Origin of the sequence: Natronorubrum texcoconense, from assembly GCF_900100335.1 — an archaeon.
GTDB lineage: Archaea > Halobacteriota > Halobacteria > Halobacteriales > Natrialbaceae > Natronorubrum > Natronorubrum texcoconense.
Genome location: NZ_FNFE01000002.1, coordinates 478,342 through 500,904, shown reverse-complemented (window position 1 = coordinate 500,904; position 22,563 = coordinate 478,342). Strand labels below are relative to the sequence as shown.

Annotated in this window: 23 protein-coding genes; 7 read left to right on the top strand and 16 right to left on the bottom strand. The window is 64.1% G+C overall.

The genetic code is table 11. The annotated features are described in order from the left end of the window. Positions 1-60: 60 nt before the first annotated feature. The 6 genes from BLT08_RS08690 to BLT08_RS08665 all read right to left on the bottom strand — a co-directional run bounded on the left by BLT08_RS08690 (position 61) and on the right by BLT08_RS08665 (position 8,290). Positions 61-1,989, bottom strand: coding sequence for an ABC transporter substrate-binding protein (locus BLT08_RS08690; protein WP_090305011.1), 1,929 nt, complete (start codon positions 1,987-1,989; stop codon positions 61-63). A 435-nt stretch (positions 1,990-2,424) separates the two neighbouring features. Continuing rightward, positions 2,425-2,991, bottom strand: coding sequence for a hypoxanthine/guanine phosphoribosyltransferase (gene hpt, locus BLT08_RS08685; RefSeq protein ID WP_090305009.1), 567 nt, complete (start codon positions 2,989-2,991; stop codon positions 2,425-2,427). 175 nt (positions 2,992-3,166) lie between these two features. Beyond that, positions 3,167-3,754 carry a DUF7344 domain-containing protein gene (locus tag BLT08_RS08680; protein WP_090305007.1) on the bottom strand — a complete coding sequence of 196 codons (588 nt, stop codon included), beginning with the start codon at positions 3,752-3,754 and terminating at the stop codon, positions 3,167-3,169. A 198-nt stretch (positions 3,755-3,952) separates the two neighbouring features. Then, the gene (gene coaBC, locus BLT08_RS08675) at positions 3,953-5,164 is read right to left on the bottom strand and encodes a bifunctional phosphopantothenoylcysteine decarboxylase/phosphopantothenate--cysteine ligase CoaBC (RefSeq protein WP_090305005.1); all 1,212 of its coding nucleotides are present in this window, start codon (positions 5,162-5,164) and stop codon (positions 3,953-3,955) included. Positions 5,165-5,238: 74 nt separating this feature from the next. Next, the gene (locus tag BLT08_RS08670; protein WP_090305003.1) at positions 5,239-7,371 is read right to left on the bottom strand and encodes an IucA/IucC family protein; all 2,133 of its coding nucleotides are present in this window, start codon (positions 7,369-7,371) and stop codon (positions 5,239-5,241) included. 130 nt (positions 7,372-7,501) lie between these two features. After that, a complete protein-coding gene (locus BLT08_RS08665) occupies positions 7,502-8,290 on the bottom strand; it encodes an FAD-dependent oxidoreductase (protein WP_090305001.1) in 789 nt (262 codons plus the stop codon). Positions 8,291-8,413: 123 nt separating this feature from the next. Here BLT08_RS08665 and BLT08_RS08660 point away from each other — a divergent pair, with 123 nt between their 5' ends. Then, positions 8,414-8,935: an SRPBCC family protein gene (locus BLT08_RS08660; RefSeq protein ID WP_090304999.1), complete on the top strand. Its 522-nt coding sequence runs from the start codon at positions 8,414-8,416 to the stop codon at positions 8,933-8,935. Between the two features lie 48 nt (positions 8,936-8,983). On the opposite strand, the gene BLT08_RS08655 is transcribed toward BLT08_RS08660, so the two are convergent. Further along, complete coding sequence (locus BLT08_RS08655; protein WP_090304997.1) at positions 8,984-10,051, bottom strand: M42 family metallopeptidase; 1,068 nt, start codon at positions 10,049-10,051, stop codon at positions 8,984-8,986. Positions 10,052-10,204: 153 nt separating this feature from the next. On the opposite strand from BLT08_RS08655, the gene BLT08_RS08650 reads away from it, so the two are divergent. Further along, positions 10,205-11,371: a thiolase domain-containing protein gene (locus tag BLT08_RS08650; protein WP_090304995.1), complete on the top strand. Its 1,167-nt coding sequence runs from the start codon at positions 10,205-10,207 to the stop codon at positions 11,369-11,371. After that, positions 11,371-11,766, top strand: coding sequence for a Zn-ribbon domain-containing OB-fold protein (locus tag BLT08_RS08645; protein WP_090304992.1), 396 nt, complete (start codon positions 11,371-11,373; stop codon positions 11,764-11,766). Before BLT08_RS08650 ends, BLT08_RS08645 begins: the two co-directional genes overlap by 1 nt. A 68-nt stretch (positions 11,767-11,834) precedes the next feature. On the opposite strand, the gene BLT08_RS08640 is transcribed toward BLT08_RS08645, so the two are convergent. The 5 genes from BLT08_RS08640 to BLT08_RS08620 all read right to left on the bottom strand — a co-directional run bounded on the left by BLT08_RS08640 (position 11,835) and on the right by BLT08_RS08620 (position 16,576). Then, positions 11,835-12,296, bottom strand: coding sequence for a response regulator (locus BLT08_RS08640; RefSeq protein ID WP_090304981.1), 462 nt, complete (start codon positions 12,294-12,296; stop codon positions 11,835-11,837). 17 nt (positions 12,297-12,313) lie between these two features. Then, complete coding sequence (locus BLT08_RS23680; protein ID WP_090304979.1) at positions 12,314-13,801, bottom strand: sensor histidine kinase; 1,488 nt, start codon at positions 13,799-13,801, stop codon at positions 12,314-12,316. A 224-nt stretch (positions 13,802-14,025) separates the two neighbouring features. Beyond that, positions 14,026-14,967: an alpha/beta fold hydrolase gene (locus BLT08_RS08630; RefSeq protein ID WP_090304969.1), complete on the bottom strand. Its 942-nt coding sequence runs from the start codon at positions 14,965-14,967 to the stop codon at positions 14,026-14,028. 122 nt (positions 14,968-15,089) lie between these two features. Further along, positions 15,090-16,163 carry a methylmalonyl Co-A mutase-associated GTPase MeaB gene (gene meaB / locus BLT08_RS08625; protein ID WP_090304966.1) on the bottom strand — a complete coding sequence of 358 codons (1,074 nt, stop codon included), beginning with the start codon at positions 16,161-16,163 and terminating at the stop codon, positions 15,090-15,092. After that, positions 16,160-16,576: a cobalamin B12-binding domain-containing protein gene (locus BLT08_RS08620; protein WP_006089193.1), complete on the bottom strand. Its 417-nt coding sequence runs from the start codon at positions 16,574-16,576 to the stop codon at positions 16,160-16,162. Before BLT08_RS08620 ends, meaB begins: the two co-directional genes overlap by 4 nt. Before the next feature lie 319 nt (positions 16,577-16,895). On the opposite strand from BLT08_RS08620, the gene BLT08_RS08615 reads away from it, so the two are divergent. Together BLT08_RS08615 and BLT08_RS08610 are read left to right on the top strand one after the other, a co-directional pair. Continuing rightward, positions 16,896-17,567, top strand: coding sequence for an HD domain-containing protein (locus BLT08_RS08615; protein WP_090304963.1), 672 nt, complete (start codon positions 16,896-16,898; stop codon positions 17,565-17,567). Positions 17,568-17,698: 131 nt separating this feature from the next. Next, on the top strand, positions 17,699-19,045 hold the full coding sequence (locus BLT08_RS08610; RefSeq protein WP_090304959.1) for a DUF7544 domain-containing protein: 1,347 nt from the start codon (positions 17,699-17,701) through the stop codon (positions 19,043-19,045). A gap of 45 nt (positions 19,046-19,090) precedes the next feature. Here the strand turns inward: BLT08_RS08610 and BLT08_RS08605 are convergent, their stop codons facing one another. After that, positions 19,091-19,768: a LysE family translocator gene (locus BLT08_RS08605; protein WP_090304957.1), complete on the bottom strand. Its 678-nt coding sequence runs from the start codon at positions 19,766-19,768 to the stop codon at positions 19,091-19,093. A gap of 77 nt (positions 19,769-19,845) precedes the next feature. Here BLT08_RS08605 and BLT08_RS08600 point away from each other — a divergent pair, with 77 nt between their 5' ends. After that, the gene (locus BLT08_RS08600) at positions 19,846-20,514 is read left to right on the top strand and encodes an O-methyltransferase (protein ID WP_090304955.1); all 669 of its coding nucleotides are present in this window, start codon (positions 19,846-19,848) and stop codon (positions 20,512-20,514) included. 48 nt (positions 20,515-20,562) lie between these two features. On the opposite strand, the gene BLT08_RS08595 is transcribed toward BLT08_RS08600, so the two are convergent. Both BLT08_RS08595 and BLT08_RS08590 read right to left on the bottom strand, forming a co-directional pair. Beyond that, positions 20,563-20,808 carry a hypothetical protein gene (locus BLT08_RS08595; protein WP_090304953.1) on the bottom strand — a complete coding sequence of 82 codons (246 nt, stop codon included), beginning with the start codon at positions 20,806-20,808 and terminating at the stop codon, positions 20,563-20,565. A 63-nt stretch (positions 20,809-20,871) separates the two neighbouring features. Next, positions 20,872-21,327 (bottom strand): hypothetical protein, encoded by a 456-nt coding sequence (locus BLT08_RS08590; protein ID WP_175529265.1) that lies wholly within the window; start codon positions 21,325-21,327, stop codon positions 20,872-20,874. 519 nt (positions 21,328-21,846) lie between these two features. Here BLT08_RS08590 and BLT08_RS08585 point away from each other — a divergent pair. Beyond that, on the top strand, positions 21,847-22,035 hold the full coding sequence (locus BLT08_RS08585) for a hypothetical protein (RefSeq protein WP_090304951.1): 189 nt from the start codon (positions 21,847-21,849) through the stop codon (positions 22,033-22,035). Positions 22,036-22,200: 165 nt separating this feature from the next. Here BLT08_RS08585 and BLT08_RS08580 read toward each other — a convergent pair whose 3' ends face one another. Continuing rightward, on the bottom strand, positions 22,201-22,452 hold the full coding sequence (locus tag BLT08_RS08580) for a hypothetical protein (RefSeq protein ID WP_090304949.1): 252 nt from the start codon (positions 22,450-22,452) through the stop codon (positions 22,201-22,203). Positions 22,453-22,563 lie beyond the last annotated feature (111 nt).

The following is a 22,563-nucleotide window of genomic DNA, read 5'->3' as shown; positions in this document are numbered from 1 at the left end:
CGACGACTCCTCAGTGTATCGGTTTGAACAGGCAAACGTCAGAAAGCTATCGCTTTCGACCTAGTCGAGATCGTGGTCTTCGATAACTTCCTCGAGCAGCTCTTCGGCGCGTTCGGGGTCGTACTCGTTGTACGGTCGAATTCTGTCCTCGAGGGCGGCGGCGTCTACGGTTCCGTTCTCTTCGGCGAGTTCGGGAATGTCCGTCCACGCTGGCCGTGCCCAGCCGTTGAGGACGTTCTCGACGATCGATTCTCGCGGAACGAGGAGGTTGACAGCGCGTCGGAGTCGGTCGTCGTCCCACGGTTCGACGTTCGCAGGGTACTGGATGTACTCGTAGCCACCCGCCTCGATGGACCTGACGACGTAGTCGTTCGACTCGTCGTAGCCGTCCAGGTCGTCGGTCGTCAGCCCGTAGGTGATGTCGATCTCGTCGCTCTGGAGAGCGGCGGACCGGGTGGAGTTGTCCGGAACGATCTCCACTTCGATCTCGTCGATCACGGGGCCGTCCGGGAACTCGGACGGTCCGTCGAACCAGTCGATCTGCTCGACGCCCAGCTCGGTGACCCAGTAGTTCTCGTTGCGGGAGTATTCGACGTACTGCTCGTCGGATATCTCCTCGAAGACGTACGGGCCGGTACCGATCGGATCGTTGCCCTCGCGTGGATCGAGGTCGTTACCCTCGAGATCGGCCTGTTCCAGCGAGTGGATGTACAGACCCGGCAGTTCGCGTTCTGCCTCCGCGTCGGGGACCTGTGCGTACAGGTCGACGGTGTACTCGTCGACCTCCCGTGCGTGGAGCAGCGAGTCGAACGTCTGTGCGGAGAGGTCCGAGTTCTCGTAGCGCTCGACGGTCGCGACGACGTGTTCGGCCGTCAGCTCCTCGCCGTTGTGGAACTCGACGCCCTCGCGGATTTCGTAGCGGAACTGCATGCCGAAAACGCCGTCGTCGACGGCGTCTGCGGCCTCGGCGGGTGTCAGCACGCGGACTGAACCGTCCGCCGGATCGTCTTCGGGGTGTTGGATGATTATCTGCTCGTCGGTGTCAGGCAGGCCGTCCTCGTCGACATCGACTTCATCCATGTAATCCTCGTAGGCGAGCCGGTCGATATCCTGGGTCTCGACGAGTTCGTAGCTCTCGGCGAGCCACGGGTAGAGGTTGCCGTCACGGTCGCTCGTGAGCAATTGCTCGAAGCCGAAGACCTGCGCCATCGTCGAGGTAGTGTCCGTGCTGTACGGCGGGTCGAACGAGTCGGGATTCTCCGCGGCACCGATGCGGAGCGTGCCGCCTTCCTGAAGGTCCGACAGGTCGGTGTCGTCCGGGTGGGCGTCCTCGTCCATCCACATGACCTGCTCGTCCTGTGGGGAGAACAGCCCGTAGCTGAAGATGCTCTCGCTGAACGGGAACATGCTGAACCCGTGAACATCGGTGTTCATGACGGCCGCGTCGAGGTCGAAGTGCGTGATGGAGCTGTATCGCTCCTCGGCGAGGTACTCCCAGATCTCGTCGTACCGTTCGCGGCGGAGGTCGGGGTCTTCGACGACGTCGACACCGTATCGGGCGTCGTCCAGCATGTCGTCGAGTTCGGAGTCGTTGATCCCGTTGAGGTTACAACACTGGCCGTGGTTCTCGCTGTGATGGAGGGCCTGACAGAAACTCTCCGGGTTGAACGTTCCGGAGAGACCGATACACGGCACGAAGCCGTCCTCTGCGTACGCGGGATCCATGACCCGAGCCACGTAGTCGTTCCACTCGTAATCCTCGATTTCGGTATTGAAATAGCCGGATTCTTCGAGCGACGAGGCGATCAGTTCGACCATCTGCACGCGGTCGTCGTTGTCGGAGTTTACCTCGAGTTGAATGTCGAACGGCGCATCACCGTCGCTGTCGCCGAGACATCCAGCAATACTGATTGCACCTGCTGCACCAATCCCTTGGAGAACTCGCCGTCGCTTAATCTCTGACCGTGATTGTTTGGTATTCCTGACCATGGATATTTGGTGTAGTTCGAAGACATAAATATGTATGGTTTTACTCTAAGGCAAGTAATACCGTGTGCAATGGTGTACAGTTTAAGACAGCCATAGTACAAAAAGAACTCATCCATGGACACGTTTGTCGCCTATAGGGCACTATTGGTGGAAGAAACAAACAAAGATTTGTGAATTGTAACAGTCAAATACATCCGGTCCCTAAATACAATATCTCGTCATAAAGTAATATACTGTCGGGCAGCTAATGTTATTCGTGAAATACGTTCGTCCGGGGTGTCGAAACCGGCGAACGACACTGATTCGAGCGAACTGAGGGTGGATCGCTGCTCGGGCGCGGAAGGTGGGATTCGAACGGGCACTGTTGGCACCACTGTTCCGACTGCCGTTCGACACCGACGTACCGGCCCGTCGACTGAGCATCGACTCGAGCCGTCAATCGCCGCTTTCGTCGACGATGACGACCTCACCGTCGACGACGTCGACGTTGATCAGCGTCTTGATGTCGTAGCCGGCATCTCTGGCCTTGTTCTCGCCACCGACTTTCTTGATGACGGCGACGGTGTCGACGACCTCCGCACCGATCTCGTTGAGGGCATCGAGCACCGCAGCGAGGGTCCCGCCCGTCGAGAGGACGTCGTCGAGCACCAGCACGCGCTCGCCCTCGCGAACGTCGTTGATGTACATCTCGTTCTCCGAGTAGCCCGTCTGCTGGGAGATGGCGACCTCGTCGTCGAGACCGTACTGTCGCTTCCGGATGACGGTCAGCGGAATGTCGGTCATCAGCGAGACGGCGGTGGAGATGTGGATACCCATCGCAGCCGGGGTCACGATTCGGTCGACCTCCTCGAGTTTCGCTTTCCGAATAATGCGGATGACGATCTCCCGGAGCAGTCCCGGGTCGAGCTTCGGAACGCCGTCACTGATCGGGTGGACGAAGTAGTGGTAGCCGTTTTTCTCGATGATCGGCGCGTCGAGAAGCGACTGCTTCAACTGATCCATGTCGTGGGTCTGGTGGTCTCGGAGTAAAAGTTGACGATCCACTCGAGGCGTGGGTGACTCTCTGTCACGTTCGGGCGCATCGCTCGAATTCGGCGTGAGCACCGCTCGAGGGTCGGTAGAGCTATCGACCGCCGAAACTAGACGGTGCGTTTCGCGTCGGTCCGCGACGCGGCAGTCAGTCGTCGCTCCCGTAGCTGAGTTCCGGCGGTTGTTCGCCGTGACCGAGGCGCATGTTGCGCTCGTAGTAGATGTGAACCACGGCGGTCAGGGTGAACGTCACGGCGACGATTCCGGTCCAGGTGAGATCCGAGAGCATCGTCAGCGGGTAGATCTCGAGCCACAGCGCGGCGACCAGCGCGGAGCTGATCGCCCCGAGCGAGAGGTAGAGCTCGCGCCACGCGAACTCGTGGCCGGGGACGATCTCGAGGTAGATACTGATGTCGCGCGTTCGATCAGTGACCTCGATCACGCCGTCGTCGGAGTCGAACAGGAGAATCCCCGACTGATCCATCTTCGGGAGATGGGTCTGCTGGAGCGTCGTGTAGACGCGCTTTCGCTGTTCGGGGGTGACTTCCTCGAGGGTCGTCTCGTACTCCCAGGCGGCGACCTGCTGGGCGAGGTCGCCGAGTTCGACGGGTCGGGTATCCTGTTTGAGATACTGCAGCACGTAGCGCCGTCGCTGGTTGCGTAACACTTCGAATATTTCGCCTTTCGATAGCGGACCGCTGTCGTCGATATTGTCAGTTCGTTGTTGTTGAGCCACCACGGATCACCTCGTTGCGCCAGTTGGGATCGGATCGAAGCTATCGGGGCCGGGAAGAGAGCCCGATACCGAAGCCGAGTCCGCCGTTGAAACCGGTCGCATACCTGTTAATTCGTGGCAGGAACCCCACCTATATAACTCTCCTGACGGACGGCGACCGAAGGAAAGAACGTTCAACGTGTCTACTATACCGTACGTCTACGGGCCGGTTATCGCCGCGATCGAATCGGCGATCTCTGCGGCCAGCCCCGCCTTCGTCCCCTCGTAGCGGGCGGCGTCCGCGTCGTGGACCAAGAGCGCTCTCGTTCGGTCCGCACCCATCACGCTCGCGTCGTTGGCGACGACGAACGCCAGCCCCGCGCGCTCGAGCGTCCCTCGCGCCTGCTCGATCATCGCCGTCTCGTCGCCCGACGTCTCCGTTTTGAAGCCGACGATCGGCAGCTCCGGCCGCTCGTCGCGGACCTCGTCGATGAGTTTCGGCGTCGGCTCGAGCGAGAGCGAGAACTCCTGGCCGGATCGAATCTTTTCGGCCCTCGTCTCGGTGGCGTAGTCGCCGATCGCGGCCGCCGAGACGAGGGTGTCCGCGTCCGCGCAGGCCGCTCGCGTGGCCTCGAGCATCTCGCTCGCGCTTTCGACGTGCTCGACGGTGGCGTAGGGGACGTCACCGTCGTCGTCAGTCTCTGGCAGATCCGCGTCCTGTGTCAACGGCTGCGGACCGACGAAGCCGTGGATGAGGGTGACGTCGGCGCCGCGCGCGTAACAGGCTCTCGCGACGGCTCGTCCCATCTTTCCGGACGAGCGGTTCGTGAGCACGCGGACGGGATCGATCGACTCACCCGTGGCGCCGCTCGTGACGACGACGTGTTCGCCCTCGAGCGAGCCCTCGCCCGTCGCGCGCGCGACGTCAGTGACCATAGCTGCCTCGCTGGCGACCTTGGCCTTCCCCTCCTCGATGCGCGGGTCGACGAAGTCGACGCCCCAGTCGGCGACGGTGTCGATGGCCTCGAGGACGCCGGGGTGGTCGTACATCGGTTCGTGCATCGCGGGCGCGATCACGACGGGTGTTCCGGCGCCGAGTGCGGTCGTTGCACACGTCGTGACGGGCGTGTCGTCGACCGCGCCGGCGATCTTGCCGACCGTGTTCGCCGTGGCGGGCGCGATCAGGAGCACGTCGGCCCAGCCGTCGTAGCCGCACAGTTCGACGTGCTCGACGCTGCCCGTGATCTCCGTCACCACGTCGTTCTCGGTGGCGAACTCGACCGCCCACGGGTGGATGATCCCCTGGGAACTGCCGGTCATCACGCCTCGCACCTCGGCTCCCTGGCGTCGCAACTCGTGGGCCAGTTCGACCGTCTTGACGGCGGCGATCGATCCCGTCACCCCGAGCGCGACGTTGACTCCCTCGAGCATTCGTCTGCTAGTCTCTCTCGGGGTATGTTAAGCGTAGCGAGGTTTCGCCGATCGTGTGTTCTCGCGTCGTCGAGTTACGGTCGATCCGCCGAAAAAAGCGGATTCGACACCTCGCTCGTCACGTACTCGTGGCGTTTCCCCCGCAGTCGCATCGCGGTCAGCGCCTTGTGGGGCGTGGGATCCTCGAACAGCGCCCGTTCGTCGCGTTCGATCCGCTCGTCGGGAACGGTCCCCTCGCTGCGGATCGCCTCGAACGCCTGCTCACACTGCTCGCGAATCCGCAGCCAACACGCCCGCTCGTCGACGTCCAGTTCGTCACTGATCGTCGCGAGGAGTTCCGCGAGGTGGTTCTGGAAGAGCGCGTAGTACAGCTTCCGGTAGAGGTCGGCCTCACCGTCCGCATCCAGATCCGAGTCCGGATAGGGATCGATCGAGAGTCCGCGCTCCTCGAGTCGCCCCCGATGCACGCGAATTCCACCGAGATCTCGAACGATCGTCGCCGTCGGGCGCGCGCTCTCACCCTCGAAGACGATCAGGCTGTTCTGGAGGTGGCTCTCGAGGGCGACGCCGTATTTGGACAGCAGTCGAAGCTGATCGGGAACGACGACTGCCGCATAGCGCTCGAGGAACGCGAGCGCCGCGTTTTCGTCGTTCGAAATCCTCCTCGAGGTCCCGTATTGCTCGATCAGGTCGCAGACGAGCGGCCGGCCGGTCGCCGGTGACTCGGCGACGAGACTCGACGCGACCACCGGGTACGCGTCGTCCGGCCGGTCTGCAACGAGCGGATGGGCCTCGGGGTTCGTCCGCAGCAACCCCGAGAGATGCCGGGCGTCGTCGAACCCGTCGCCGCTCGGGTGGGGGCCGCCCGGCGGGTAGTAACAGGTCGCCGCGGGTTCGGCGAGCAGGCCGAGCGTTTCGAACGACTCTCGGTCGGCGATCGTTCGCACCACGTCGGTCACCTGCGGGCCGTTCGTCACGGCGTGGGGCGAGAGCGTCCGAACGACGTTCGTCGTCTGGACGGGAATCGCGAGCTTGAGGTGTGGCAGCGCGCCGTCAGCGTCGGCAGTGGCAGTCCGTTCGGTCTCGTAGGGCACCACCGTTCGGAGATTGAGCTGCGGCGTCGCCGGCTGCGTGTAGTCGGGAATCGGTGCGACGCGGCCGTCGCCGATCTGTGCCGCGTAGCGGTCCGGGATCGTCCGGTGATACTGCAGCGGATGGACGGGGACGACGGCGTACTCGCCGGGCCGCCGTTCGGCCGGTATCGCTCGTTCGAGCGCCCCCTCGAGTCCATCGAACGTCGCGAACAGCCGCTCGGTCAGTCGGTCGCCGCCGGTCGTCTCCGCCTGCGTCTCGAGGGCGTACTCGCGATCGACGGCGACGAATCGGAGGTCGATCCGGTCGGTGAACTCGGGGGCGTACGCGAGACCGTCGGCGGCGTTCATCCCGCGACGGATCTTCCCGCTCGGGTGAAACGGGTGGCCGTCGGTGACGATCCGCTCGAACGCGGCGGCAGGGTCGGCGGCCGGGATCCCGGTCGCGACGGTCTCGAGTGGCGATCGATTATCCCCTTTCGCGTCGCACGCACGCGCGCGAACTCGGGAGGCGAGCCGGGCCAACGCGAGATTGGCGACGCTTTCGGCGACCTCCGCGCGGATTCGGTCGGCCTGCCCGGCGTCGATGAACGCGCCCTCGCGCTCGAGCAGCGGGACGAGATCGACGGGGTGGTCGACGGTTGTCGTCTCGTCCGCGACGGACCACCGACGAACCGGGCCGCACAGTCGGAACCGATCGAAGCCGTGGCGCGCGGCGATCGGTGCGAGGAGGACGCTTTCGGTGGCGGGCAACGGAAGCAACGCGAGTTGCCGACACGCGTCCGGAAGCGACGCGGCGAGCGTCGGTAGTCGTTCGCCGTCGAGGGCCGACAGTGGGCCGGGGTCCTCAGGAGCGCCCGGCGATCCGGTCGCTGTCGGCTCGAGTCCCACGAACCGCACGTCGGAGAGGCCCTCCGGTTTGCCGCGAAGGAGCCCGCGGACGAACCGATGGCAAATCTCCCGTCGGGCATCCGCGAGCGCCTCGAGGTAGGCTCGTTCGGCCGGTACCGCGAGGTCGTTCGCCCGCGCGTATCGGGCCGCGGCACCGAACGCGTCCCGTTCCGCGGCCGTCTCGAGGATCGTCCGGTCGCGATTCCCTCGGTTCGTCCCGTCCATTGTTACGAAATCGTCGGTTCGGCGTTCGTCGCGCGACGGGTTAACTCACCGGGGGACGGTACAGCGATTGTGAACGTGCGCTCGCCGCCACCTGGGTGCGTTCGGGACCGGACCCTCGCCACGTTTGGGATCACTCTCGCTCCCGTTCGACGCTGGGGTGCATCGTCGGCGTCTCCTCGAGCGGTTCGGCGAACGCCTCGCGAATCGTTTCGCGTGCGCGTTCGTCGCGCTCGCGCCGTTCCGCGTCGTCGATCTCCTCACAGCCCGGCGGCACCTCGATTCCGCGCTCGGTGAAGTAGCCTGCCGGGACGACCCAGTCGTGATAGAAGTTCGCGTCGGAGTCGTGGATGACCGCGAGGCCGACTTTCGCCCCGTGGCCGGCCGCGACGATCGCCTGGTGTGGTTCATCAGCGATCCGACCCGCGGCGTAGATGCCGTCGACGGCCGTCCGTCCGGCCTCGTCGACCGCGATGAAGTGCTTGTTTCCGCGCTGTTTGCGGCCAACATCTAGCGGAACGAGATAGTCGCTGTTCGACCACGAGGCGGCGATCACTCGCCGCGCCTCGAGGGGTTCGCCGCCCTCGGTCTCGAGGACGAAGCCGTCCTCGATATCGTTCGGTCGGGTCGTTGCACCGATCTCTCGGGACTCTTCCGGATCCGCGTCGTCGACCGGGTGCACGTGCGTTACGTGGCCGAGTTCGAACGTTGCACCGGCGTTTCGGGCCTGCTCGCGGGTCAGTTGCAGGTACCGGCGGGCGTCGAGCCCGTCGGGGAAGCCGGGGAAGTTCTCGAGGCTGGCGTTGCGCGCGAGGATGGACTCGCCGCCGTCGACGACGAGGGTATCCAGTCCCGCGCGTGCGGTGAAGATCGACGCGGCGAGTCCGGAGACCCCTCCGCCGACGATACAGACGTCTCGCATGGGTCGTCGTAGGCCGTCGCGGGTATCAAAGGTTCGTACTTGCAGCCGGCGTCGGACGATGACATCTCTCGAGTCGACCGTCACGATGGCAATCCTTACTTTCGGACGCGTTGTAACGCCGATGTGGACAGAATTCTCCTCAGCACAGTCGCCTACCGCTCGCCAGAGGAGGTCTTTCCGTACGTGCGAGCGTTCAGAAACTACCCGCGGTACACCGACCACCTGAAAGCGGTCCGCGTACACGGAGACGGCGACGTCGGCTCCGTCTACGACCTCGAGTTGGGCTGGTGGAAGCTCAGCTACACGGCGCGCTCGAAGGTGATCGCCATCACTGAACCAGACTCGCTCGAGTGGCAGTTGGTCAACGACCTCGACGCCCGCGGCGAGTGGCGCGTCGAACCGGAGCCCGAGTCGGCACCCGACGGAGTCGAGACGGCGAGTCGGATCTACTTCGAGGCGCAGTACGACCCCTACTCGGCGGACAAGAGCGCACTCTCGCTGCCGCGATTCGTCTCGCTGGACTGGGTCGTCACGAAGGTGCAACCGAAACTGCTGAGCGAAGCCGAGTCGGTCGTCGAACGCCTCGTCGCGGATATCGAGGGCCAACGCCGAGACGTGGAGCTGACGGTTCACGAGATGCCCTGACGGGTCTCGAAACGCGCTGAACCGCGGTAGAACGTCTGTCGTTGCCGCTCAGAGCGTGTACTCGTGATCCCCGTTTTCGCTCTCGAGGAACGCCGCGAGGAGGTCGATCGTCGCCGAGATATCGTCGACGTGGGCCGTCTCGGTCGGCGTGTGGAGGTAGCGCGTCGGGATCGAGATCGCGCCGACGGGCTTCGCCCCGCCCGAGAACTGGAAGCCGGCCGTGTCGGTGCCGCCCGCGGGGAGAATTTCGTGCTGGAACTCGATTCCCTTCTCCTCCGCGACCGCCTGCAGCCGTTTGTGGACCTTCGGGTTCGTGATGACGCTCCCGTCTTTGAGCTTGATCGCCGCGCCATCGCCGAGTTCGGTGACGTGTTTGCCGGCGTCGAAGCTGGGGACGTCGTTGGCCACGGTGACGTCCAGCGCGATCGCCAGGTCCGGATCGACGTCGACGCCGAGCGCGCGTGCGCCGCGCAGGCCGACCTCCTCCTGGACCGTCGCACAGAAGTGGATCGTCACGTCGGGTGATTCGAGTCGGCGGGCGGCCTCGAGCATCGCGAACAGACAGACGCGGTCGTCCAGGGCTTTGCCGGTGATCGTCTCGCCGACGCGCTCGGTGGTCTGGTCCATCGTCACGAGGTCGCCGACCGAGACGCGCTCCGCAAGCTCCTCGTATGGGAGCCCGACGTCGACGACGACGTCCTCGACTTTGGGCGTCTTCTCGCGTTCCTCGTCGGTCAGGGTGTGTGGCGGTGGGGAGCCGATGACGCCCGGGAGGTCGCCGTCGTCGGTGTGGATCGTCACGCGCTGGGCCTTGAGGATTCGGGCGTCCCAGCCGCCGAGCGCGTCGAGTTCGAGGAAGCCGAAGCCGTCGTCGTCGCCTTTGAGATGGCGTACCATAAAGCCGATCTCGTCCATATGGGCTGCGATGGCCACGGAGTACTCCGAGTCGCCCTCGAGCGTCCCGACGACGTTCCCCATCGCGTCGGTGCGAACCCGGTCGACGCTGTCCTCGAACTCGTCGATCACGAGGTCCCGAATTCGGTCTTCGTAGCCGGGGACGCCACTCGTCTCGGTCAGTTTCGTCAGAAGGTCTTCATCGAACGGAACTGTTTCCATACACAGTCTGATGGGGAATCCGTCATAAACATACGGGCTACGGAGATCCGGCGACGCTCTCGCGTGATCGATACTGTACGACTAGTAACTGGAAGGTTTCGACACGAGAGCAACCGCGGAGTATTAACGGAGCGACCTGCTAAACGCGTGTACATGAGTAACGTACGTGTTGCGGGTGTCGGTCTGACATCGTTCGGGAACACGCCCGAACGAACGAGCCGAGACCTCTTCGCAGAAGCGAGTATTACGGCGTTCGAGGACAGCGGCGTGCCTCGAGACGACGTCGACGCCCTCCTCTACGGTAATTTCATGGGCGAACTGTCCGAACATCAGGGTCACCACGGCCCGCTGATGGCCGAGGCCGCGGGCGTGCAGGCCCCCGCAACCCGCTACGAATCCGCGTGTGCCTCGAGCGGAACGGCCGTTCGAGACGCCGTCATGCGGATCCGAAACGGCGAGGACGACGTGCTCCTCGTCGGCGGCGCCGAACGAATGACCAACCTCGGTACCGCGGGCGCGACGGAAGCGCTCGCCATCGCCGCCGACGACCTCTGGGAGGTGCGCGCCGGAGTAACCTTCCCGGGCGCGTACGCGTTGATGGCCCAGGCTTACTTCACCGAGTACGGCGGCGAACACGAGGATCTGGCACACATCGCCGTCAAGAACCACGAGAACGCACTGAACAACGACAAGGCCCAGTACCAGAGCGCCATCGAGGTCAGCGACGTGCTCGAGGCCCCGCAGGTCTCCTCTCCGCTCGGTCTCTACGACTCCTGTCCGCTCTCCGACGGCGCCGCCGCGATCGTCCTCACGAGCGAGGAGTACGCGGAAGAACACGGCCTCGACGCGCCGGTCTCCATCACGGGAACCGGTCAGGGCGGCGATCGCATGGCGCTCCACGACCGCGATCACCTCGCCCGCTCGCCCGCGGCCCGCGAGGCCGGCGAGCAGGCCTACGCCGACGCCGGCATCGACGCCGCGGACGTGGACTTCGCGGAGGTCCACGACTGTTTCACCATCGCGGAAGTGCTGGCGATCGAGTCGCTGGATCTCTTCCCGGTCGGCGAGGGCATCTCGGCGGCCCGCGACGGCCGGACGACCGCCGACGGCGAGACGCCGATCAACCTCTCCGGCGGCTTGAAGGCCAAGGGTCACCCGGTCGGTGCGACCGGCGCTTCACAGATCGCGGAGGTCGCGACGCTCCTCTCCGGCGACCACCCGAACAGCGAATTCGTCGAGAGCGGGACGACAGCCGTCGCCCACAACGCGGGTGGCACGGTTGCGAGTGCGACCGTTCACGTGCTGGAGGTGGATAACTGATGAGCGACGACGAATCCCAGACGCGAGACGCCGGCTTCGACGAGTGGCTCGACGCCGCGGAAGCGGGCGAGGCCTACTACCTCGAGTGTGCGAACGGCCACGGCTCGCTGCCGCCGCGGCGAGTCTGTCCCGACTGCGGCTCGACCGAACTCGAGGAGACTGCACTCCCCGAATCCGGCGAGGTCGCCACGTTCACCGTGACACACGTCCCGACGCCGGCGTTCGAGGAAGACGCGCCGTACGCGACGGCCGTCGTCGACTTCGGACCCGTTCGGATCACCGGACAGATCGTCGGCGTGGACCTCGAAGCGATCGAGAACGGACTCGAGGTCGAGCCGGAGATCACGGTCTCGGAGACGACCGGCGAGCGTGTGCTCAGCTTCAGTCCGGTTTAGGGCTGCCGTTCGGCTTTTCGTCGCTGTCGAAACGCGGTACTCAGACGCTTCTCGAGCGGGATCGCCGCTCACGTCCTGCGATCGATCTCGGAGTACTCTCCCGGGGGGAGCGTTCCCGAGGTGGCGATCGAATTCGCGACCCGACCCACGAGCGAGATGAACTCGTGCGGGTCGACGGGTTTGACGAAGTAGCCGTCCGCACCCAACTCGTGCGTCTCGAGAATGTGGTTCTCGGCCTGCGAGCCCGAGAGAACGAGGAGCGGTATCGAGCGGAGATCCCGCTCGCCACCGATCTGCTCGAGAACGTCCCTCCCGGTCTTTTTCGGCACGTTCAGATCTAACAGTACGAGGTCCGGTTTCGCCTCGGACTCGTAGCCATTTCGTCGGTAGAGGTAGTCGAGCGCCGCTTCGCCGTCGTTGACGACGGTTAGCGAACGCTCGACGCTACTCTCCTCGAACCCGTTTTCGATCAGCCGAACGTCACCGCGGTTGTCCTCGACCACCAGCACATGTAGCGGTTCCTCGACCATTTGTTCCGAACGAACCCTCACGAGGCCTTGGGGAGGGTAAAGTAAAAGGTCGTCCCATCGCCCGGCTCGGAGTCGACCCAGATATCCCCGCCGTGGTGGTTGACGATCTTTCGGCAGAGGGAGAGGCCGAGTCCGGTTCCCTGGAACTCGTCGTTCGAGTGGAGTCGATTGAAGATCTCGAAGATCTGATCGACGTACTCCGACTCGATTCCGATCCCGTTGTCGGCGACGGAGAACACGCAGCGATCACCCTGTCGCTCGGCGGTGATCTCTACGTGCGGTGGCTCGTCGCCGCTGTACTTGATCGCGTTCGAGAGCAGATTCGAGAAGAGTTGCTTGAGTTGGTTGGCGTCGCCGCGTACCGTGGGCAACGCTCCGGCGACGACCGTGGCGTCGGTCTCGTCGATCCGCACCTGCAGATCGATCAGGGCGTCGTCGACGATATCGTCGCACGCGACCGGTTCGAACTCCGTCTCGTCCATGTCGATCCGCGAGTACGCGAGCAGTCCGTCGACCATCTCCCGCATGCGGTCGGCGCCGTCCACGGCGAAGTCGATGCACTCCTGGGCTTCCTCGTCGAGTTCGTCCGCGTAGCTGGATTCGAGCAACTGGAGATAGCTCGAAATCATCCGCAGCGGCTCTTGGAGGTCGTGAGAGGCGACGTAGGCGAACCGTTTGAGGCGTTCGTTCGATTCCTCCAGTTCCGCGACCATTTCGTTGAGTTCGGACCGTGCCCTGGATCGGTCCACCAGCGTGTGCAGCATTCGCTCGACGTCTCGAGTGGGCTCGTCCGGCGCGAAGAACTCCTCCGGCGGCGTGTAGTAGAAGTTGTGACAGACCGTATCGTCGTAGACGAGATGCGGGTGGGTTCGAACGACGTCGACGAGCGTCTCCGGCGGAATTCGCTCGCAGTCGTAGTGACAGAGCGCGATGGCGTCCTCCCCCTTGAAGAGATCGTTTACCCGGCTCTCGTAGGCCATGAACTCCTCGATCGTCGCGTACTCGTCGAGAATGAAGTTCGTGCTCGCGGTCACGCGAAGCGCCGGATACTCCGCTTTCGCTTCCTCGATCGCCTCGGCGTACACGTCGAGCATATCGTCGGCGTCGAAGCGTCCGGATCGGAGATAGGTTTCCTCGAGCGTGTGGAACGTCAGCTGACCCGACTCGAGGGCCGCGTCGACGTCGACGGTACCGCCGCGGAGTTCCGCGAGAATCTCGGACTTGGTGAACTCGTCGAAGACGTACATGACCCGCTCGCCCCGCTCGATGCCCTGCCGAACGAACGGCGCTACCGTCGCGAACCGTTCTTCGTGGCTTCTGTGGAACAGGGCGATGTGCTCGCAAGTTTCGAGGGCGTCGAGTCCGTCGAGCGGCTCGACCGTGCCGTGAAACTCCGGACTCGATTGCAGGGCTTCCAGCCCGCTCTCGACGGTCAGAGAGTCGACGGTAGCAGTACTCTCTGTCTGGGAATTCTGCTGGAAGTTGTACTCTTTCTCCTGACTCATTGTCGACTTCTTGTGACCCGTCCCTAAGTAGACTTCGTCTGTTCCATCTATTTCGCGTATATTTTTGGTAATACACGGATCGGTGTCGGTCACTAATCGATGGTGGACGCTCCAGCCGGATCGCTATTCGACGTGAGCCATCGGCGACCTATCGGTCCGGCTGACGGCGAGCCGTTTACGGACAGTGACGGTCGAACGGGCCGCTCGGTCGGCTCGAGTCGATATTACTCGAGATCGATGTCGGCGTGTGGCAACTCGGCGCTCAGATACTCGACGAACTTGTCGGGATGTTCGGCGTGTGGGAGCTGCGTCGCGTAGTCGACGACGACGAGTTCGAGATCGGCCGCATCGGCGAGGTCTCGGCCCTCGCGCAGCGGGACGAGCTCGGCGTCGCGACCCCAGACGAGCGTGGTCGGGGTCTCGAGCGCCGCCAGCTCCGTCGCCAGGTCGAACTCGGGATCGAGGGTTCCCGAGCTAAAGGACGCAGGGGCGTACCGAGCGCCGGGCTGGTGGGCGCTCCGCCAGGCGTACTCGATCTCCGCGTCGTCGATCCGGTCGCTGTCGTAGTAGCCGTCCCGGTCGTAGAAGTAGCGGATTCCGGGTTTGGTGGCGAGCAGGTTGAACAGCGTCGAGCCGACGATCGGTGTCCGAACGAGGGTCCGAACCCAGGGACGTTCGTCGGTCGTCTCGTCGGTCGGACAGATCAGGACGAGTTGGTCGAACTCGCTCTCCTGGGCCGCTTCGGCGGCGAACGACCCGGTCAGCGAGGAGGCGACGACGATCGGCTCGTCGGCGACGTCGGCCGCGAAGTCGCGGATGAACTCGGCGTAGAGAGTCGACGAGTAGATCAACGGCGGCCGGTTCGACCGACCGAACCCGGGAAGATCGACCGCGATTACGTGGTACTCTTCCGCCAGTCGCTCGACGATCGGTTCGAACTCGCGGCTGCTCGCGCCCGCGTGGATCCCGTGACAGAGGATCATATCCGGGTCGTTGGGATCACCGGCGACGGTGTACTTCGTCTCGATCCCGCGCCAGCGGTACGTTCGTTCGACCCCGACGAGCGGGTTCTCGAGTTCTCCGGCTCGTTTCGCGAGGAGTCGATTGCCGAGCACGGCCGCGCCGACGGTACCGACCGCGGCACCGAGGACTGTACGGAGTTTCATACTGGGGCGTATGCCGTCGACGGCCTTAGGCCTGCGGTCGGCGTTCACAATCTGTACCAGTCGCTTCCAGCTGGTCGGCCCCAACTCGTTGGCCCAGCCAGCCCGTCGCCCTTCGCTATTCGCTATCCGTTTTCGCCGTTCGTCTCGAGTTCGTCGAGACAGTCCTCGACGGGGTCGAGCAACTCGCCGGCGATCGAGTAGGGATCGGTCTCGCCCCGACGAACGGACTCCGCGAGGTCGTCGATTCCGCCACGGTCGGCGAGTCGGTCCTCGAGCAGGGCGTGGACGTCCTCGCGCAGGAGCGTGCGGATCTCTTCGGCGTAGCGGCCGCGGACCTGCTCGGCGTGTTCGCCGGAGTCGACGAGATAGGTACGGTGGTTCGCGAACTCGCTAATGAGATCGTCGACACCCTCTGCCTTCGTGGCGACGGTTTCGACGATGGGTGTCGTCCAGCCCGCCGTCTCGCCCTCGTCGTCGGTCTCTCCATCCCAGTCGTCGTGGGCATCGATGACCTCCTGGCTGTGATGGCCGCCACCACCACCGATTCCACCGCCGCCGAGTTGGATCATGTCCCGCAGTTCCTGGACCGTTCGATCCGAGCCGGGTCGATCCGCCTTGTTGACCACGAAAACGTCGGCTATCTCGAGAATGCCGGCCTTCAGCGTCTGGATATCGTCACCCGATCCCGGCGGAACGAGGACGGCGACGGTGTCCGCAGTTCGAACGATGTCGATCTCGTTCTGGCCGGCGCCGACGGTCTCGATGATGATCTTCTCCTTGCCGAAGGCGTCCATCGCCTTGACGGCGTCGGCGGTGGCCGTCGAGAGTCCGCCGAGGGTTCCGCGGGCGCTCATCGAGCGGACGAAGACGTCCATATCACCGACGGTCGACGCCATCCGGATACGGTCGCCGAGGACGGCACCACCGGTAAAGGGCGAGGAGGGATCGATCGCGATGACGCCGACGGTCTCGCCGCGGTCGCGGTACGTCTCGGCGAGTTTGTCGACTAAGGTCGATTTCCCCGCGCCGGGACTGCCCGTGATGCCGATCACGTCGGCTTCACCGGTATGGGCGTACAGTTCCGAAACGAGGTCCCGGTAGCCCGGCGACCGGTTCTCGATCTTCGAAATCACTCGAGCCAGCGCGCGGTGTTCGCCCGCGAGCAGCGCCTCGAGCAGGTCCTCGTCGGAGCTCATCGCTCGGGGGCGTTCTCGCGGACGAATTCGATCGTCTCTTCGATCGACGTTCCGGGGCCGAAGATCGCCGAGACGCCCTGTGCCTCGAGTTCCGCGCGATCCTCGTCGGGGATGACGCCGCCGGCTAAGACGAGGGTGTCCTCTTTCGCGCCGTACTCCTCGAGGCCGTCCATGATCTTCGGGACGAGCGTGTCGTGTGCGCCCGAGAGGATCGAAATGCCGAGGACGTCGACGTCCTCCTGGACGGTCGCCTGAACGATCTCTTCGGGGGCCTTGTGCAGTCCGGAGTAGATAACTTCGAAGCCGGCGTCGCGGAAGGCGCGCGCGATGACGTGGGCGCCGCGATCGTGACCGTCGAGACCGACCTTGGCGACGAGACATCGAATCGACTCCTGCTCCTGTTCGCTGCTCATACCCCCACTTTCCCAGCCGCCTGTTTGACTTTAACGGAAGTTCGTGCATATTTCGCCGGAACGTGGTCCGTGGAACGGTCGTGCGGGATGTCGTTCGAACAGGACGTCGCCAACCGTGTCGTTGCTAGCCCCATCATCGAGCGGTACCGTCATCCGTCCGCGAGCGACCGGTCCGAACCGACGATACCGGCAGGCGACGGCCGCCTGAATTCGTGTCCGTCTCGCGGCGAGACGGACTGAACTGAACCAAAGGCTAAAGAGCGAAACGACCTAACATTCTGGTAATGACTATCGTTCGTTTACTGCGGAGGGATCTCTCGTGGGCGTCGAAATAAAAGAGACCAGGGTGTCCGACGCCGAGTTCGAGGAGATGAAGGGTTTCGTCTTCGAGTACCTCTCGGCCAGCGTCGAAAAGGAGGAGGAAGGCGGCCGCATGCGCTGGTATCCGTGGCACTCCGCGGAGTACCGGCACAACCACATCCTCAACGTGGTCGAACTCGCCGAAGAGATCGCCCACGAGGAGGGCGCGGACCCCGACGTCACCCGCGTCGCCGCGCTCTTCCACGACGTCGCCAAACTCGAGACCGACCAGGAGCTCCATGCCGAGGCCGGGGCTCGCGTCGCCCGCGAGTACCTCGAGTCCCGCGCGGAGTACCCCGAATCATTCATCGAACAGGTGTGTCGCGCGATCGAACACCACTCCTATCAGGGCGAGCTGACCGACCTCGCGCTCGAAACCCAGTGTCTCATCGAGGCCGACTTGCTCGACAAAGTCGGCGCGAACGGCACCGCGCTCATGCTCCTCCGGATGGGCTACGAGGCTCGGACGCACATGGACTCCGACGAGATGGTCGAACGGGTCTTAGAGCGCGGCTACGACGCTGCCTCGCGCGTCCGAAGCGACACCGCCGAGAGCATCGCTCACCAGCGACTCAAGCGCGTGAAGTGGTTCAGCGAGTGGCTCGAGGACGAGATCGCGGCGATGGGATAACCACCCGACGCACGTGAGACCGCGCGAGGGTCCGTATCCCCACGGTTGAGTATCGGAGGGAGCGCCGGCTATCGTTTCGTGCGGAACGTATCAGCATCTATTTGATAGTCGAGACTGGTTTTACACTCAACATGTATGCGATCGGCACCCTGCGTGACGCCTTCGCGGTCACGAAACGCTATTTCGGCGCGCTGGGCTCCGTCGGCTGGCTCAAACTCGCGCTCGTCGTCCTCTTTCTCGGCGGGATCACCATTACGACGCAGTTTTTCAACGTCCCGCTCGACGCGATTGCCGAGGGTGTCGACGACCCCGATGTCCGATGGCTCGCAGTAGCGGTGCTCCTCCTCGTCCTCTCCGTCTACGGCGCGTTCAGGTATCTCGCCGCGCTCCTCGAGTTCGTCTTTGTCGAGTCGCTTCGCTCCGAGGCGATCCACCTCCGGCGATACGGTCGCGCGAACCTCGGCCGCGCCCTGTGGCTGCTGGCGTTCCGGATCCTACTGTGGCTCGGACTAATCATCGCGATCGCGGCCCTCGTCGGGGCTGTGATCGTCGGCGGCGACGTCACCGACGTTGCCGATCTTTCGGACGGTCTCATCGCCCTCATCGTCCTCTCTGCGATCGTGATCTTCGTCGGCTGGTACGCGGTTTACACGCTCACGACGGCGTTCGTGGTTCCGATCATGCTACAGCAGGCGTGTGGCCCGATCGCCGCCTGGCGACGGTTCGTCCCGACGCTGGCGTCGAACTGGAGCGGGATGCTCGGCTACCTCGTGATCGCCTGGCTGATCGGGTTCGCCTTCTGGATGCTGTTCGCGATGATCGGCTTTTTCCTCACCTTCTTCGGGATCATCGCGTTCGTCCTCGTGGCGCTGCTGTTCGAAGCGATTCATCCGAACCTCCTCTGGGTTGCGGTCGTCCTGTTGCTCCTCGCCTATCTGGGCTACCAGTACGTCGTCGCGGCGATCGAGGCACCCGTCCGGAGCTTCGTTCGATACCACGCGCTGTTGATCCTCGGCGATACGGACGACGCGCTCGACCTCATCCCGGCACAGCGCGCGGCGGTTCGGTCCGACGACGGAACGGGAACCGCTGTCGATCGATCAGCCGGCCGCGATCCACGTGAGGCGATCGACTGGGAGCAAGGGACCGACGCCGACAGAGTCGGTCGAGGTGGAGAGTCCGCCTCGAGCGACCGACGCGACGTAACTCGAGACGAACCTACGTGGAACAGATCGGCCGCGTGGGACGACCTGGACGGCTGGACCGACGAGTCGGAACGAGACGGTTCGACAGGATCGGATACCGACTCGAGCGACGGCGGCTCGAGACCGTGGTCAGGCTGGGACACGGAGACGGACGGCGACGACGCCGATACGTCGGAGACGGAAGTCGACGATTCCGAGCGTTCGGACGGTGCTGGGGACTCGACCGATGAGGCGGACCGCGAGGGGTCTGACGATCGGTCCGATCGGTTCTGATTCGACCGTCGGCCGTTTTTCATGGAGGCTGCGCTTTGCCTCGCCTCAGACGATTCGCAGCGTCCCGATCGCGAGAAAGAGGAGTCCGAAGCCAACAAGGACGACGGCGCTCAGCGCGGCGACGACGGGTGCGAAGGCGTCGACGCGCCGGCCCGCCGCGACCAGCGCGGCGGGGTAGACCACAATCCAGATCGCGATCCCGGCGAAGAAGCCGACGAGCAGCGTCGGCGAGCCGGTCTGGACGGTCAACGCGCCCTCGAGCGCCGCGCCGGCTCCCGGGACGTGCGAGAGGACGTCCAGTGTGCCGGACTCGAGTAACCCGACGCCGACGGTGAGCCAGAAGCCGATTTGATAGGGGTTGGTCAGCGAGAGGGCGAACGTCTTTCGGAACCCCGTCGAGACGGCGTGATCGCCGTCGGCGGTGAACGTGGCCGCGGCGCTCGCCTCTTCGAGCGCGCCGATGGCGAAGTACAGCATGAGGAGGCCGCCGACGAGATAGAGGAGCGGTCGGGCCGCCGGCACCTGATCGATGACGGCGACCGCACCGGCGAGCGTGAGCACGAAAAAGAGCACGTCGGCCGACATCGCGCCCAGTCCGGCCCGGAAGCCGGCCGTCCAGCCGCGGACGACGCTCTCCTCGGCGATAATGGCGTTCATGGGTCCCGGCGGTGCGGCGAGGGCGAGTCCGAAGATCACTCCTGCGAGGGCCGTCGTCAGCGTCACTGGTTCTCGGTCTCGAGTCCGCAGCGGGTCGTGAAAAGGCCACTGGCTTTGATATCGGTGCGGCCGTAGGGAGCCGTATGGTCGACGTTCTCTCGGACGAGATCGCTCGCTTCGTACGCGCGGTCGGACCCGAACCCGACGAGACGCTGCGCGAGATGGACGACTACGCCGAACGTGAGGGGTTCCCCCACGTCGGTCCCGAGGTCGGCGCGTTCTTGCGGTTCGTCGCTCGGATGGCCGACGCCGAGCGGATCTTCGAGTTCGGCTCCGGCTACGGCTACTCGGCGTACTGGATGGCCCAAGCTTTGCGCGACGACGGCGAAATCGTACTGACGGAGGTCGACGAGGACGAACTCGAGCTCGCTCGAGAGTATATGGACGCAGGCGAGTACGACGACCTCGCGCGGTACGAACTGGGCGATGCGATGGCGACCATCGAGGAGTACGCGGGCCCGTTCGATGTGGTGTTGATCGACCACCAGAAACACCGGTACGCGGACGCGTTCGAGGCCGTCCGCTCGAAGGTTCCCGTGGGTGGCGTCGTGATCGCGGACAACGCGATCACCGCGGGGCCGATCGATTTCGAGGCGTTGCTGACAATCGCGGAGGGCGGAGCGCCCGACGACGTGAACGAACACACGCAGGGGATCGCGGACTACCTCGAGCGGGTGACCGCCGACCCGGATTTCGAGACGATCGTACTCCCGCTGGGCGAAGGGATCGCGGTGAGCTATCGGGTCAGCTAAGAGCGACTCGAGGATCGTTGAGTCCGAAACGTCGAGGCTCGGGACGTCTCAGCTGCGTTCGCGTACCGTCGCCGCGAGGCGGTAGCTACACAGTCCGCCCAGCGCCACGAAAAAGAGCGTGTACGCGGCCGTCAGCGCCAGCCAGGAGTGGACGTCACCCTCTCGCCCGAGGACTGAGGCCACCGTCCAGCCCGCGAGCACGGGGCTGAGGATACTGGCGAGGATGAACACCGCGAGAATCGCGACGACGAACGATCTGCTCGACAGGATTCCTCGACGAGATCGGTAACTCACGACCGACAGAACGTTCCACGAGAAATAACTGTTGTGGACGGCGACACCGCCGTTCGACGCCGATCACCGGGTCGAGTAGTCGGATTCGCCCTCGAGGATCTGCTCTTCGGGAGCGTCGGCGCTCGAGGTCGCGCCGTACTCACGAAAGCCGAGGAAGACCGTCGCCGCGGCGGCGATGAGCAGCGTGCCCCAGGTGATCGCGGTCAGCGAGTGAACGTACGTCGACGCGTTGCCAGGGATGGCGGCGCCGACGGTCTCGAGGCCGATCGCGTGAACGCCGGCGACGGCGAGGAAGGCGACCCAGAACGCGAGCGCGAGGTTGGCGAGCGTTCGCCGGGAGACGCGGGTCGCGTAGCGGGCGACGCAGTAGACCCCCGCGATGGCGACGGCGGTGGCCACGAGGGTCGGTACGAGTGTGTCGACGGCACTGGTGAGAAGACCGGCAACGGCGAAGCAGGCGAACGATACGGCGAGCAACAGCCGATTCGATCGAGTAGGTATCGAAATCACGTCGTGCACCGCTTTGCTGGGACGAACAGGCGGTCGGATATATAGCTGTTGGCTCGGCCCGACCCCGCGGCACTCGACTATCGGGAAGGTGTTTCAGTTCGAACAGCAGTTCGAGATAACGACGGCTCCTGAATCGGTAACGACTGTCGTTCTCGTCCTCGGTATAGGGGTGTTTCTTCTCGCTCTCTTTCTACAGGTCAAATACGGATTTGACTACCGAACTTCTGGCTGAAGGACCCCAAACGGTCAGGGACCGAACGAGAACGGCACTCCCCCTCGAGCCCGCGTTCTCATTGTCACTCATTAGCAGTAGATATAAGGCACAACAGTTCAACAATTAGAACGGAAGCCGCTCTCCACACCAGTCGCCGGGGGCATGCGCCGAAATGTCCCGGGTGCTGAGACACCCGAGACGTGGCTTCCAACCCCACGACGGGTTGAAGCCATGATTACGTCTCTTTCGACGGGATATAAACGTCCCGCACGACCGACGAACCGCCCGCCTCGAGCGCCCGACCGGGAGGCACGATGAGCGACACGTCGTCGCCAGTGACGGACGAACAATCGACGAACGACCGACCCGCGCTGCCCGAGTGTCCGACCTGCGGCAATCTGATCACGGCCGTGACCGTCCGCGGACCGACCGAAGGGACGGCCCACCCCTGTGGCTGTCGGTTCTGGCCTACCTCACACGAGACCTCCCACCCGAGTGACTGACGGACGCGAACGACACTCACGAAACCCGTTTAAATCATCTCCTGCTCGAGAATCGAGCGTGCGAGACGCTCGAGGCGGACCCGGGCCGTGGACTGGCGTTCGACACACCACCACTGCAGAACTATCACGCCCGTCGAAACCCCGTCGCTCACGCTGGCACGGGAATTATTCGTACAGATACGTAAGAACGTAAAGCGGCGCCGCTAACCCGATCAGTATCGGAATCACTCCGAACAGGTAGAGAACCGATTGCGCCGAGTACGAGAGGTGGTTGAACGAGAAAAACAGCCACCCGACCGCGACCACGACGAGCATCGCCCCCAGCGTCAGTTGTAGAATCAAAATCAGGTAGAGCAACTGTTCTTCGAACCGTCCCGCATCGAATCGGAGCGACAGGCCTGCCTGGTCGGTGGACATGGTGGATCAAGTGTGGTAGACAATAGTAAACGTTCGGGTGACTTTCACACATTCAACACAAAACACGCCTGATTGAAACTCGGTAGGGACTGATTTCCGCCCCAGCGGTCG